Origin of the sequence: Nonomuraea recticatena (assembly GCF_039533245.1) — a bacterium.
Taxonomy (GTDB): Bacteria; Actinomycetota; Actinomycetes; order Streptosporangiales; family Streptosporangiaceae; genus Nonomuraea; species Nonomuraea roseola.
In genome coordinates this window covers 32,096-44,597 of record NZ_BAAATE010000025.1, presented here as the reverse complement: position 1 = coordinate 44,597, position 12,502 = coordinate 32,096, and the positions used below count along the sequence as shown (strand labels likewise).

Annotated in this window: 13 protein-coding genes; 7 read left to right on the top strand and 6 right to left on the bottom strand. The window is 69.5% G+C overall.

Annotation, left to right across the window (positions count from 1 at the left end; genetic code table 11):
• Window positions 1-68 precede the first annotated feature (68 nt).
• Window positions 69-1,238 (top strand): acetyl-CoA C-acetyltransferase, encoded by a 1,170-nt coding sequence (locus ABFX50_RS35630; RefSeq protein WP_346152732.1) that lies wholly within the window; start codon window positions 69-71, stop codon window positions 1,236-1,238.
• 65 nt (window positions 1,239-1,303) lie between these two features.
• Here ABFX50_RS35630 and ABFX50_RS35625 read toward each other — a convergent pair whose 3' ends face one another.
• The 3 genes from ABFX50_RS35625 to ABFX50_RS35615 form a co-directional block, all read right to left on the bottom strand.
• Window positions 1,304-1,462 carry a hypothetical protein gene (locus ABFX50_RS35625; RefSeq protein WP_346152730.1) on the bottom strand — a complete coding sequence of 53 codons (159 nt, stop codon included), beginning with the start codon at window positions 1,460-1,462 and terminating at the stop codon, window positions 1,304-1,306.
• Between the two features lie 159 nt (window positions 1,463-1,621).
• Window positions 1,622-2,272, bottom strand: coding sequence for a DUF4230 domain-containing protein (locus ABFX50_RS35620; RefSeq protein ID WP_346125715.1), 651 nt, complete (start codon window positions 2,270-2,272; stop codon window positions 1,622-1,624).
• Window positions 2,273-2,300: 28 nt separating this feature from the next.
• Window positions 2,301-3,635 carry a hypothetical protein gene (locus ABFX50_RS35615; protein WP_183649009.1) on the bottom strand — a complete coding sequence of 445 codons (1,335 nt, stop codon included), beginning with the start codon at window positions 3,633-3,635 and terminating at the stop codon, window positions 2,301-2,303.
• A 217-nt stretch (window positions 3,636-3,852) separates the two neighbouring features.
• Between ABFX50_RS35615 and ABFX50_RS35610 the strand changes: the two genes are divergently transcribed.
• From ABFX50_RS35610 to ABFX50_RS35600, 3 genes are all read left to right on the top strand, one after another.
• A complete protein-coding gene (locus ABFX50_RS35610) occupies window positions 3,853-4,353 on the top strand; it encodes a MarR family winged helix-turn-helix transcriptional regulator (protein ID WP_183649006.1) in 501 nt (166 codons plus the stop codon).
• A gap of 146 nt (window positions 4,354-4,499) precedes the next feature.
• Window positions 4,500-5,441 carry a tetratricopeptide repeat protein gene (locus tag ABFX50_RS35605; RefSeq protein WP_346152727.1) on the top strand — a complete coding sequence of 314 codons (942 nt, stop codon included), beginning with the start codon at window positions 4,500-4,502 and terminating at the stop codon, window positions 5,439-5,441.
• A gap of 10 nt (window positions 5,442-5,451) precedes the next feature.
• Window positions 5,452-6,081 (top strand): cytidylate kinase-like family protein, encoded by a 630-nt coding sequence (locus ABFX50_RS35600; RefSeq protein WP_183649000.1) that lies wholly within the window; start codon window positions 5,452-5,454, stop codon window positions 6,079-6,081.
• On the opposite strand, the gene ABFX50_RS35595 is transcribed toward ABFX50_RS35600, so the two are convergent.
• Window positions 6,056-7,213, bottom strand: coding sequence for a phosphatidylinositol-specific phospholipase C1-like protein (locus ABFX50_RS35595; protein WP_346152725.1), 1,158 nt, complete (start codon window positions 7,211-7,213; stop codon window positions 6,056-6,058). The two genes, ABFX50_RS35600 and ABFX50_RS35595, sit on opposite strands and share 26 nt — an antisense overlap.
• 187 nt (window positions 7,214-7,400) lie before the next feature.
• On the opposite strand from ABFX50_RS35595, the gene ABFX50_RS35590 reads away from it, so the two are divergent.
• Window positions 7,401-8,810 carry an NAD-dependent malic enzyme gene (locus ABFX50_RS35590; RefSeq protein WP_183648994.1) on the top strand — a complete coding sequence of 470 codons (1,410 nt, stop codon included), beginning with the start codon at window positions 7,401-7,403 and terminating at the stop codon, window positions 8,808-8,810.
• A gap of 20 nt (window positions 8,811-8,830) precedes the next feature.
• Here the strand turns inward: ABFX50_RS35590 and ABFX50_RS35585 are convergent, their stop codons facing one another.
• Entirely contained in the window at window positions 8,831-9,436 is a 606-nt protein-coding gene (locus ABFX50_RS35585) for a hypothetical protein (protein WP_346152723.1), read from the bottom strand.
• Between the two features lie 122 nt (window positions 9,437-9,558).
• On the opposite strand from ABFX50_RS35585, the gene ABFX50_RS35580 reads away from it, so the two are divergent.
• The gene (locus ABFX50_RS35580; protein WP_346125703.1) at window positions 9,559-10,137 is read left to right on the top strand and encodes a YqgE/AlgH family protein; all 579 of its coding nucleotides are present in this window, start codon (window positions 9,559-9,561) and stop codon (window positions 10,135-10,137) included.
• A 34-nt stretch (window positions 10,138-10,171) separates the two neighbouring features.
• Here ABFX50_RS35580 and ABFX50_RS35575 read toward each other — a convergent pair whose 3' ends face one another.
• Window positions 10,172-10,789: a TetR family transcriptional regulator gene (locus tag ABFX50_RS35575; RefSeq protein WP_346152721.1), complete on the bottom strand. Its 618-nt coding sequence runs from the start codon at window positions 10,787-10,789 to the stop codon at window positions 10,172-10,174.
• Window positions 10,790-10,912: 123 nt separating this feature from the next.
• Here ABFX50_RS35575 and ABFX50_RS35570 point away from each other — a divergent pair, with 123 nt between their 5' ends.
• A complete protein-coding gene (locus ABFX50_RS35570; RefSeq protein WP_346152719.1) occupies window positions 10,913-12,493 on the top strand; it encodes a DHA2 family efflux MFS transporter permease subunit in 1,581 nt (526 codons plus the stop codon).
• Window positions 12,494-12,502 lie beyond the last annotated feature (9 nt).

Sequence of the window (12,502 nt, the reverse complement as noted above, 5' to 3'; positions counted from 1 at the left end):
ATGGTGGTCGGCCCTGTGGTCCTGGGTATCGTGTCAAACGACCCCTCGTGTGCACAGGAGGCCCTGCCATGTCTGGTTCCGTCATCGTCGCCGGAGCTCGTACACCCATCGGACGCCTGCTCGGCGCCTTCTCCGGCCTCCAGGCCGTCGATCTCGGCGCTCTTGCCATCAAGGCCGCCCTCGACCGCGCCGGAGTCGCGCCCTCCGCCGTGGAGTACGTGATCATGGGGCAGGTGCTCCAGGCCGGCGCGGGACAGATCCCCTCCCGCCAGGCCGCCGTCAAGGCGGGCATCCCGATGACCGTGCCCTCGGTGACCATCAACAAGGTCTGCCTGTCGGGCCTCGACGCCATCGCGATGGCCGACCAGTTGATCCGCGCGGGCGAGTTCGACATCGTGGTGGCGGGCGGCATGGAGTCCATGACCAACGCCCCCCACCTGCTGCCCGGCCTGCGCAAGGGCGTGAAGTACGGCGGCTCCCAGGTCGTCGACTCGATGGCGCACGACGGCCTGTTCTGCGCCTTCGACCAGTGCGCGATGGGCGAGTCGACCGAGCGCCACAACGCCCGCCTTGGCATCGGAAGGGCCGAGCAGGACGAGTTCTCCGCCCGCTCCCACCAGCTCGCCGCCGCCGCGATGAAGAACGGCGTGTTCGAGGACGAGATCGTGCCCGTGGAGGTCCCCAAGCGCGGCCTGGTCACCGACGACGAGGGCGTCAGGCCCGACACCACCGTCGAGACGCTGGGCAAGCTGCGGCCCGCCTTCGCCGCCGACGGCACGATCACCGCGGGGTCGGCCTCGCAGATCTCCGACGGCGCGTGCGCGGTCGTCGTCATGTCCAGGGCCAAGGCGGAGGAGCTCGGGCTGACCTGGCTGGCCGAGATCGGGCGGCACGGCAACGTGGCCGGCCCCGACGCCTCGCTGCAGTCGCAGCCGGCCAACGCCATCAAGCACGCGCTCGGCAAGCAGGGGCTGTCGGTGGACGACCTCGACCTGGTGGAGATCAACGAGGCGTTCGCCAGCGTGGTGATCCAGTCGGCCAGGGAGCTCGGGCTGCCCTACGACAAGGTGAACGTCAACGGCGGCGGCATCGCGCTCGGTCACCCCATCGGGGTGTCGGGGGCGCGCATCGTGCTGACCCTCGCCCACGAGCTCAGGCGGCGCGGCGGCGGTCTCGGCGCGGCGGGCCTGTGCGGTGGCGGCGGCCAGGGCGACGCCCTGATCATCCGCGTCCCCTAGCCCTCCCTAGGGAAAGCAGAAAGCCCGGCCGCGAAGGTGTCGGCGGCCGGGCTCTTCGTGCGAGGTCATGCCGTGCGAAGGCGGGCGATGAAGGCCCTGGTGCGGCCGCCGCGCTCGGAGACCTGCGCCCTGCGGGCCTCGGCGACCTGGCGCTGGTGCGCCGCGGCCGCGTGGAGCTCGTCGACCCTGCTCTGCATCATCTGGTAGTTGAGCTCGGGGCTCATGGGGTTCTCCCGTGGTGTTCGTCGTCTTCCTGACACTCTCTAGATTCGGGCTAAGGCCCACCCCCGCACATCGGGTGGATGCCCTATCTCCGGACGTGCTCGCAGGTCCCCTGCGCCTAAGTCGGCAGGGGACATGCCTAGAGCGTCAGGTCGCGATGCCTACGGGCCCGCGGCCGCGACGATCGTCACCTTGGTGAAGCCCAGCGACTTCATGAGGCCCTCCAGCATCGCCTTGGTGTTGGCGTCGGCACGAGCCCGCAGGTCGCTGGCGACGGCCGCCTCGGCGATCTTCTTCTCAGCCAGGACGTAGAGCTCCTGCTGGTTCTGCGGGGAGGAGGACAGGAAGTCGGTCACCCTGTCGAACAGGCCTCGCTGCTGGGCGAAGACGTAGGAGCGCTTGTTGTCCAGGTTCGGCTTCTCCAGCTGGGCGGCCGGCAGCCGTACGGTGACCTGGGTGCGGTCGGCCGAGACGGTGATCGCGTCCTTCGCCAGCGCGCCGAAGTCCACGTACGCGTCGACGTTGCCCGCGCCGACGAACAGGGTGCGGGTGCCCTTGATCCCGTCGGGCAGGAAGGGCGCGTCCTTCTCCAGGTCGACCACGACCTGGAAGCTGCCCGTCGCCGCCTCGAACCTGGCCAGGTCATGGATGGACTGCAGCAGCACGGGCTGGCTGCGGTCCACGCTGCGTTCCTCGAAGGGGTTGAGCCACGACCACGCCAGTCGCCCGCCCACCACTGCCAGGACGGCGAGAACTAACGCCGTCGCCACATATCGCCATCGGCGGCGCCTGGCCGCCGTCTGCACGGTCATGTAGAACTCACTGCCCCTGTCTAGATGATCAACGCCAGCTCTGCGGTGACATCTCCGGTCCCCAGCTCTCACCGCTGGATGTGGGGTAGACCGGATAGGTGTTCGTGGCGGTCGGGGCGGGCGAGGCCACGGCGGGTCCGCCGCCGAAGTGCCTGGCCGACAGCTGGCAGGCCTTGAAGTCGGTGTAGAACATGCGCAGCCAGTCGCGACGCTGGTGCTCGGTCAGCCCTGAGAACCAGGCCGCGGCGTACTGGTGCTCGGGCAGCGGCCCTCCCGGCAGCGGCTCCCCGCGCAGCCAGGCCATCACGATCTCCCTGTAGCCGCCGGCAGGATCGTCCCCGCAGGGGGCGGCCAGGCTCTCGACGTAGTCGTAGGCGGCCTCGTCGGCGAAGCCCGCCGACAGGTCGGGCAGGTGGATCGGCACGATGCCGGTCGAGGCGCGCAGGCTCTCTCCGAGCGGCCGCTGCTCCACCCTGGTGAACGCCGCGGGCGTGCCCGACAGCTTGGAAGCGATCTTGGTGAACGCGTCGCCGAGCTCGGTGAGGCCGCCGCGCATCCCCGGATGCAGGCAGACCGTGATCGGCCACTCCTGGCAGCTGTAGGCCAGCGGCTGCGCGCTGGCGGGCTTGGGCTCGGTCAGCAGCCTGGCCACCCCCGTGCCCGCCGCCAGCACCGCGAGCAGCGCGAAGGCCAGCACCAGCGCCTGGCGCGTCACCACCGCCGCCCAGCCGAGCAGCAGGGTGAGCGCGATGCCGAGCAGCCACAGCGTCTGGTCGAGGAAGGCCGCCCCCGCCAGCCCCTGGAACAGGTCGTAAGGCTCACCCGTGCCGGGTGCGAGCCTGTCGGCCCACGTCTTGCCCTCGGCCAGCCACGTGAACAGCCCGTAGCACCCGAGACCCGCCACCAGTGGTGTCATCGCGTTCGGCACGAGCCAGCCCGTCACCCATCCGATGACGGCGTACAGGGCAAGACCCGCCATGCCCATGCCGAGTCCTGCCAGGTTGAGCCGCCCCGCCTGCTCGGTCAGCACGGTCTTGACCGCCAGCACCAGCACCGTCGCGGTGAACGACCCCACGACCACGACCACGATGGCCAGTGGCGCCTTGAGCGCGGTCCAGGTCGTGACCGACCTGCCGCGCAGGGCGCGGCGCTTGCGCGCGGCCACCCAGGCCGCGAAAGCGGCCGCGACGGGACCGGTCAGCTTGAGCGACCCGATCACCGCCACCACGATGTTCTCCCAGGCGTCGACGCCCGGTATCAGGACGCTCCATGCGGCCACCAGCCCCACGGCCAGCAGAACGGCGGTCGTGACAGCCGCGCTCTGCTTCAGCTCCTCGCGTGTGACGCCGGCGTGCTCACGCACGGCGAAACCTCCCGCTGAAATACATCAAGCACCCCCCGTGCCCGGTCAGCGATCGCGGAACACCGGCTCATGGCCGTCCCCTGGCTCCGCGTCACCTTTTCGTGCGAGAACCATAACTGAGCGTGATGATTAGCGCCCAGGTTCTTGGTCAAGCGGTGAATATGGTTGCGCTCGGTAACTATACGAACCAGGACGAGCGGCACGCTAACGTAGCGCTGTGTCGCTCAACCTGCCGTTCGATCCGATCGAGCGCGCTGCTGAGACCTGGCGTGTTCACTTCGGGCCGTCCTCCGCCATGGCCGCGGTCACTTCGATCATGAGAGCGCACCAGATCCTGCTGTCGCAACTGGACTCGCTCCTCAAGCCGTATGACTTGACCTTCGCCAGATACGAAGCTCTCGTGTTGTTGACCTTCAGCAGAACAGGCGCCCTCCCGCTGTCGAAGATCGGCGAGCGCCTCATGGTGCATCCCACGAGCGTCACCAACACCGTCGATCGCCTGGAGAAGGCCGGTCTGGTGGTCCGTCTGCGCAACCCGCGCGACGGCAGGGGCGTGCTCGCCGAGATCACCGACAGGGGCAGGGAGATCGTGGACGCCGCTACCGCTGACCTGATGAACGCTGACTTCGGCATGACCATGTACGGCGAGAGCGAACTCAGCGAGATGTTCGGCCTGCTGCGCACGTTGCGAGTGGCGGCGGGTGACTTCAGCGCCTGACGGTCGCGCCCGCCCCGCTCCTGCGCTCCGGCCTCTGAAGGCCGCGCCCGCCCCGGCCTTCGTCGGCTCCTTTGTCGGCTCCTTCGTCGCTCTCTCCGGCCGGGCTCCTGCGCTCGGTGCGGCGGCGATGCGGCAAGATGAGGAGCATGGCCGACATCTCTAGGCCCGGATCGCTCTACGGAGCAGTGGATCTGGGCGCGCGCAAGCAGGCAATCGAGGCGCAGGCCCGGCGAGAGGCCGCGGGGCCCCAGGCTGCGGCGTCGGTGGTCGACGTGACGGACGAGACGTTCACGACCGACGTCATCGACCGGTCGATGACGGTCCCCGTCATCCTCGACCTCTGGTCGCCGCGTGCCCAGGGCAGCGCACAGCTCAGCCCGATCCTCGAGAAGGTCATCACCGACCTGGGCGGCAGGGCCGTGCTCGCCAAGGTCAACGTCGACGCCAGCCCGCAGGTCGCGCAGGCGCTGCGCGTGCAGGCCGTGCCGACCGTGCTGGCCATCTTCCAGGGGCAGGCGGTGACCGGCTTCCAGCAGGTGCTGCCCGAGCAGGAGGTGCGCCGCTGGCTCGACGAGCTCATGGGCGCCGTCGAGCAGTTCTACGAGGCCAACCCCGACGCCAGGCCGAAGGGCGAGCAGGGCGAGGCCGCGGGCGCGCCCGAGCAGGACGGCCCGCCCGCCGACCCCGACCTGGTGGCCGCCGAGCAGGCCATCGACCAGGGCGACCTCGACGCGGCGGCCGCCGCCTACGAGCGGCTGCTGGCCCGCGCCCCCGGCAACGAGGACGCCAAGATGGGCCTCGCGGGCGTCGGCCTGATCAGGAGGACCGCCTCGGTCGACCCCGCCGACGTCGACCGCCGCCTGGGCGACCCCGCCGACATCGAGGCCCAGCTGCTGGCCGCCGACCTGGAGATGCTCTCCGGAAACGTCGAGCAGGCCTTCGACAGGCTGGTCTCCGTCGTCAAGCGCACCTCGGGCGACGAGCGCGACACCGTCAGGAAGCACCTGCTCGGCCTGTTCGACGCGCTGCCTGGTGACGACCCCGCCCTGGTGAAAGCGAGAAGAGCGCTTTCGAGCGCACTGTTCTAGTCTGAGAGGTATGCGGGTCGTCACGATCTCGGCGACGTACGGCACGGCCGGCAGCGTCATCGGCCCGGCGGTAGCCGAACGCCTCGGTGTGCCCTTCGTCGACAGGGCGATCCCGAGTGCGGTGGCCGAGGAGCTCGGCTGCTCGATCGAGGAGGCGCTCGTCCACGACGACAGGGCCGAGCACGGGCTCGGCCGCCTGCTGTCGGGGGCGATGCGGCTGCCGACGGTCACCTTCGGCGGCGTCGACATGTACCTGCCCGGCGCGATGCCGCTCCCGCCGGAGGAGTTCGTCACCAGGACCGAACGCATGATCAAGGAGACCGCGCGGGCGAGCGGTGGGGTCTTCCTCGGCCGCGCGGGGGCGCTCGTGCTGGCCGAGCACCCCGGGGCCCTGCACGTGCGCCTCGACGCGCCGGCGCGCAGGCGGATCCTGCAGACCGCCGCCCTGTCGGAGGTCTCCGAGCGGGCGGCCCGCAAGCTGGTCGAGGACAACGACAGGGCGAGGTCGGCCTATGTCAGGCACTTCTACCGGGCCGACCCCGCCGATCCGCGGCTCTACCAGCTGGTGGTCGACAGCACGACCATCCCGGTGCAGGCCTGCGTCGAGCTGATCGTCATCGCTGCTGAGGCTGTGAACTGAGGCGCGGCTCCAGGCGGTGGTCCTGGCAGCCGCGCGGTGCGACGAGCGGGTTGCACCGCGCGATCGCCCCGCCGGGCAGCTCGGCGACGTAGTCGCTGCCGTTGCGGGCCGACAGGCCGATGACGGGGAAGTCCGTGCTGATCATCTGGGCGCCGCTGTCGAGCGCCGCCTTCAGCCGCGTGGTGTCGCCCGAGCGGGCCTCGGTGAACGGCACGTCGGAGCGGGTGCGGACGTAGTAGCCGCGCCGCACGAAGTCCTGGATCTGGGCGGTGTTGGCGCCGAGCGGGTCGTTCCACCCGATGAAGGCGGCGTCGGGACGGCCCGGCCTGGAGTTGGTGAACAGCACCCTGCCCTCCAGGTTCGGACGCCCGGCCAGGTAGGGCGTCTGGACGGCGGCCGACTGGTTGTCCATGAAGAACAGCACCTTGCCGCGGGAGTCGCTGAGCCGCGGCCAGCCGTGCCGCAGCACGCTCTCCTCCAGGGACAGGCCGGGCCTGCGCACATCGTCGGCGGTGATGAGCCGGTCGTCGGGGAAGACCGTGCGGATCTCCGCGTCCAGGGCGTCGAGCAGGGCGGCGGTCCATGGTCCGCTCTTGGCGCCGCCCGCGGCCTCCTTGGCGGGGTCGGTCGTCTTCAGCTCGGTGAGGATCGTGATCGGGACGTGCCCCGGGTTGGCGTCCGACCACTCGCGCACCTGGCGCAGGCACGTGACCAGGGCCGAACAGGTGGTGGCGTAGTCGTGGTCGCCCCAGTGCAGCACCTTGAACCCGGGCTTGGTGAGGTCCGGGTCGTCGAGGGGCGGCAGGCCCGCGTCGCGCCTGACCAGCGGTTTGGAGTACAGGCCGCCCTGCGGGTCGGGGAAGACGTCGAGTTCGATGCCGCGCACCCGCTGCGAGGCGAACTGGTGGGGGAGCGCCGCGTGCGAGTACTGCAGGTTCCACCAGTTGGCGTCCGTCTTCCGCTGGACGTCCTTCTCCGCGTCGGTCACCTCGCGGTGATAGCTGTTGTGGGTGGCGATCGTCTGGATCTGGTTGATCCTGACGTCCGACCTGGCTGTCGTCCCCACGGCGGGGGCGGCGGAGCTGAGGACGGCGAGCGCGGTCGCGGCGAGCAGGGCGGTCACACGGGACATGTGGCTCCTCGAGGGGTTCGTGGGGGGCGCCCCCGACAGTCGCCGGGGGTGATGAACACCCGATCAAGAAATAGTTCTCCCATTTCGGAAATGTCCGTAAACAATCCGGTCAAGAGCGTTGTCGAGAGGACTCGCCGGAGGTGGCACCATGGATGCATCCTTGGTCAGGCGCAAAGGAGCGATTGACGTGGCCACCGTCCCGAGCGTGTCTTACTCCATCACCGTGCGACTCGAGGTCCCCGCCGGCGGCAAGGCCGTCAGCCAGCTGACCCACGCGGTCGAGTCGGCAGGTGGCGTGGTCACCGCACTCGACGTCACCAACGCGGGGCACGAGAAGCTCCGCATCGACGTCACCTGCGCCGCCAGGGACACCGACCACGCCCAGCAGATCGTCGACCAGCTCGAGGCGGTCGAGGGCGTCGTCATCCACAAGGTCTCCGACCGCACCTTCCTCATGCACCTCGGCGGCAAGATCGAGATGCAGTCGAAGGTGCCGCTGCGCAACCGCGACGAGCTGTCGATGGCCTACACCCCCGGCGTCGCCCGCGTCTCCATGGCCATCGCCCGCAACCCCGAGGACGCCCGCCGCCTCACCATCAAGCGCAACAGCGTCGCCGTGGTCACCGACGGCTCGGCCGTCCTCGGCCTCGGCAACATCGGTCCCGCCGCCGCGCTGCCGGTCATGGAGGGCAAGGCGGCGCTGTTCAAGCGCTTCGCCGGCATCGACGCGTGGCCCATCTGCCTCGACACCCAGGACGTCGACGAGATCGTCTCCATCGTCCGCGCCATCGCGCCCGGCTTCGGCGGCATCAACCTGGAGGACATCTCCGCGCCGCGCTGCTTCGAGGTCGAGGCCAGGCTCAGAGACCTGCTCGACATCCCCGTCTTCCACGACGACCAGCACGGCACCGCGATCTGCGTGCTCGCGGCCCTGACCAACGCCCTGCGCGTGGTCGACAAGCGCATCGAGGACGTCCGCATCGCGATGGCGGGCGCGGGCGCGGCCGGCACCGCCGTCCTGCGCCTGCTGCTGGCCGCCGGCGCCCGCAACGTGGTCGTCTGCGACTACCTCGGCGCCGTCCACCTGGGCCGCGACGACCTCGACGACTCCCTGCGCTGGATCGCCGAGCACACCAACGCCGAGGGCTACTCCGGCGACCTGCGCGGCGCGGTCAAGGGCGCGGACGTCTTCGTCGGCGTCTCGGCTCCCGGCATCCTGACCGGCGACGACATCGCCACCATGGCCTCGAACGCCGTGGTGTTCGCCCTGGCCAACCCCGAGCCCGAGGTCTCGCCGGACGACGCCCGCGAGCACGCCGCCGTGGTGGCCACCGGCCGCTCCGACTACCCCAACCAGATCAACAACGTGCTGGCCTTCCCCGGCGTCTTCCGTGGCCTGCTCGACGCCCAGGCCACGGAGGTCACCGAGCAGATGCTCCTGGCGGCGGCGGGCGCGCTGGCCGCCGTGGTCACCCCTGAGGAGCTCGGCCCCAACTACATCGTCCCCAGCGTCTTCCACCCCGACGTGTCCACCGCCGTCGCGGCGGCCGTCAGGGAGTCGGCGGGCGGCAGGGCGCGCGGCTTCACCGAGGCCTGACCGGTGCCGCCCCCCGCGTTTCAGTCCTTGACGCCGGGGTGGCGCCCGCCGGCCGTCCGCGTGGGGGAGAAGGCGCCGTCGGGGGTCTGACGCGGCCAGATGGAGCCGTACCACCACACGATGCCGCCCATCAGAACGAGCGCCGCCCCTGTCGCCAGCTTGCCCATCAGGTCGGCGGGAGGCCCGGTGTAGGGCAGGCCGTGGTCGCGGTCGCCCCAGTTCTGCCACCTGCCGTGCCCCCAGTCGCCTGAGCGGCTCGTGCAGTCGTTGTAGACCCGCTGGCGGTCGACCAGCTTGTCGTCGTGCGCGTTGCCGACGTAGTCGACCTCGATGCTGGCCGAGCTTCCCCTGCGGACGGGGACGTAGACGGTGGTGCTCCTGCGCGCCTTCACCGTGCCCCGCTCGACCAGGTGGTCGTCCCTCTTCACGGTGAAGCCCGCGGCGTAGTCGCTGTTGCTCTGGAGCAGCACCGGCACCATGTTCGTGGCGCAGTTCTGCTCGCGGACGGTCATGGTGAACGGGTCGCTGTCTCTTCGGTCATCCGCGGAGGCGGCCATCGGAAAGAGGAGCATCGCCCCTGTCGGCATCAACAGCAGGGAGAGGGCGAGGCGTCTCCGGGTGGTCATTGGTCCTCCCGAGCACTTCCAAGATTGTGATCTTTGCTACGTACAGTGCCCATATGTGTGCGCTCGGTAACATCCGTCACTCGGGGGCGCGGGATCGGCTCAGGACCGGTCATGATGGAGGCATGGCGGAGGCGATCTACGTCGGCGGGTTGTTGGTGGCGACGCCACTGCTCGACGATCCCAACTTCCGGCGGAGTGTGGTGCTGATCCTCGAACACGACGCCGACGGCGGCACTCTCGGTGTCGTGCTGAACCGGCCCAGCGAGATCGCCGTCACGCAGGTGCTGCCGGTATGGGACACGCTGGTGAGCGGTCCTGCCGTGTTGTTCGAGGGCGGTCCTGTGCAGACCGACAGCGCGCTGGCGCTGGCCGCGGTGCCGAGCGGGGAGGAGCCGCTGGGCTGGCGTCGCCTGCACGCGGGCACGCCCGCGGTCTCCAGGCTCGGCACGGTCGATCTCGACGCGCCGCCGGAGATCCTGGCAGGCGAGATCGCCCAGATGCGGATCTTCGCCGGCTACGCGGGCTGGACGTCGGGCCAGCTGGAGAGCGAGATCGCCGAGGGGGCGTGGTACGTCGTCGACTCGGAGGTCGGCGACACCTTCGACGCCGATCCCGGACGGCTGTGGCGCTCGGTGCTGCGCCGCCAGCGTGGGGAGCTGGCCTTCGTGGCCACGCACCCCGACGACCCGACGATGAACTAGGCCGTGTATCCGAAGGGTCTTCGAGGGCTTTTGGCTAGCCCGCCTGGTCCCAGCCGGGGCGGAAGCTGCGCTCGGCGAGCCCGAGCGCGGCGTCCACGCGCTCGAACATCTCGCCCATGCCGGTCACCTTCGGCCTCGGGCACTCGAAGCCGACCCTGACCGTGGCCATGGCGTAGGCGACGACCAGGTGGGGCAGCTGGTGGACGGCGGGGTCGAGGCCCTGCCGTCTGGCGACCTCGACGGCCATGCGCCGTTCGGTCTCGACGCCGCGGGCCACGCTCTTGCCCGCCAGCGCGGGGTTGTTCTCGATGAGACGTTGCATCTTGAGGAATCTTTCGGTCTCCTCAGGTGTCGCGTCGTTGAACTCGCTCAGCATCACGCGCAGCGCGTGCAGGAGCGACTGGAAGGGCGGTTCGTCCTCCGGCCTGCGCTGGAGCGCCTCGGTGACGACCTCCTCGCTGTGGTCGTGGAACCACAGGACCACATGCTCCTTGCTGGTGAAGTAGCGGAAGAACGTGCGGGCCGAGATCTCGACGGACCCCGCGATCTGCTCCACGGTGGTCGTCTCGTATCCTTGTTCGAGGAACAGGTCGAGCGCCGCGTCGAGGATCGCCAGCCGCGTCTTCTCTTTTTTACGCTCCCGTAGACCCATGGACACCTCCCGGTCACAGTGTGCCACATGTCAGGCAGTGTCAAATAAAACCTATTTGTCATTTGTCATGCTGTGCCATAAATTGCCTGCACTACCGATTCGTGTGCATTAGGGGGGACTTCCATGGCTGAAGCCGGGACCATGACGGCGAAGATGCCGTCAGATCCAGAAGGGGGGGCGAAGGGCAGCCCATGGCTGACGCTGCTGGCGGTCTCGCTGGGCGTCATCATGGTGATGCTCGACGGCACGGTGGTGGGCATCGCCAACCCCGTCATCGGCGCGGAGCTCAAGGCGACCCTGTCCGACCTGCAGTGGGTGACGAGCGGTTACCTGCTGGCCCTCGCGGTCTTCCTGATCACCGCGGGCAAGCTCGGCGACCTGTTCGGCCACAAGCGGATCTTCCTGATCGGCGTCGCGGGCTTCACGCTCACCTCGTTGGCGATCGGCTTCACCACCTCGATCACCCAGTTGATCATCCTGCGTGTGCTCCAGGGCCTGTTCGGCGCGCTGCTTCAGCCCGCCGCCCTGGCGCTGCTGCGCAACGCCTTCCCCGGCCCGAAGCTGAACCAGGCGATGGGCGCGTGGGGCGGCATCATCGGTCTGTCCAGCGCGGCGGGCCCGATCGTCGGCGGCCTCCTGGTGGAGAACGTCAGCTGGCAGTCGGTGTTCTTCATCAACGTCCCCGTGGGCATCATCGCCCTGATCATGGGCGTGCTGATCATCAACGAGAGCAAGACGCAGCTGCTGTCCAAGGTCGACTGGCTGGGCGTGGTGCTGCTGTCGGGCGCGATGTTCTCGCTGGTCTGGTCGATCATCAAGGCTCCCGAGTGGGGCTGGGGCGACACCAAGACGGTGGGCTTCCTTGCCGCCTTCGCCGTGCTGACCGCCCTGTTCGTCTTCTGGCAGACCAAGGCCAGGCAGCCCCTGGTGCCGCTGTCGATCTTCAAGAACCCCTCGGTCGCCATCGGCACGGTGCTGATGATGATGGTCGCGTTCGCGATGTTCGGCGCGATGTTCTTCCTCGGCTTCTTCTTCCAGGGCGTGCACGGCCTGACCCCGCTCGAGGCGGGCGTGCGCATGCTGCCGATGAGCGCCGGCATGATCATCGCCTCGCCACTCGCCGGCATCGCGATCGGCAGGCTGGGCCCGAAGATCACCATGGCCGCGGGCCTGGTGATCACGGCGCTGGCCATGTTCCTCATGTCCAGGCTGGGCATCGAGGCCTCGTTCGTCGACAGCGGGATCCCGTTCCTGGTCCTCGCCTTCGGTCTGTCGCCGGTCTTCGTCGGCGCCACCGAGATCATCGTGGGCAACGTCGAACCGCAGTACGCCGGTGTCGCGGGTGGTGTTCAGCAGTCGGCCATGCAGATCGGCGGCGCGCTGGGCACGGCCATCCTGGGCGCGGTCATGGCCGGTGAGATCGCCAGCAGGCTGCCCGGCTACCTCGGCCCCGCCGCGCAGGCCATCCCGCCCGCCCAGATGAGCCAGCTCGAACAGGCCGCGGCCTTCGGCGTCGCGCCCACCCAGGGCCTGACCGCGCAGGCGGCCCAGGTGATCACCAACGCCGTGCACAACTCCTTCATGGACGGCATGCACCTGGCCTTCCTGGTGAGCACGGGCGTGGCCATCCTCACCGCGCTGCTGGCGCTGTTCGTCAAGCGTGGCGCCACGCCGACCGAGGGTGCTCCCATCCACGTCGGCTGATCTTCGGCA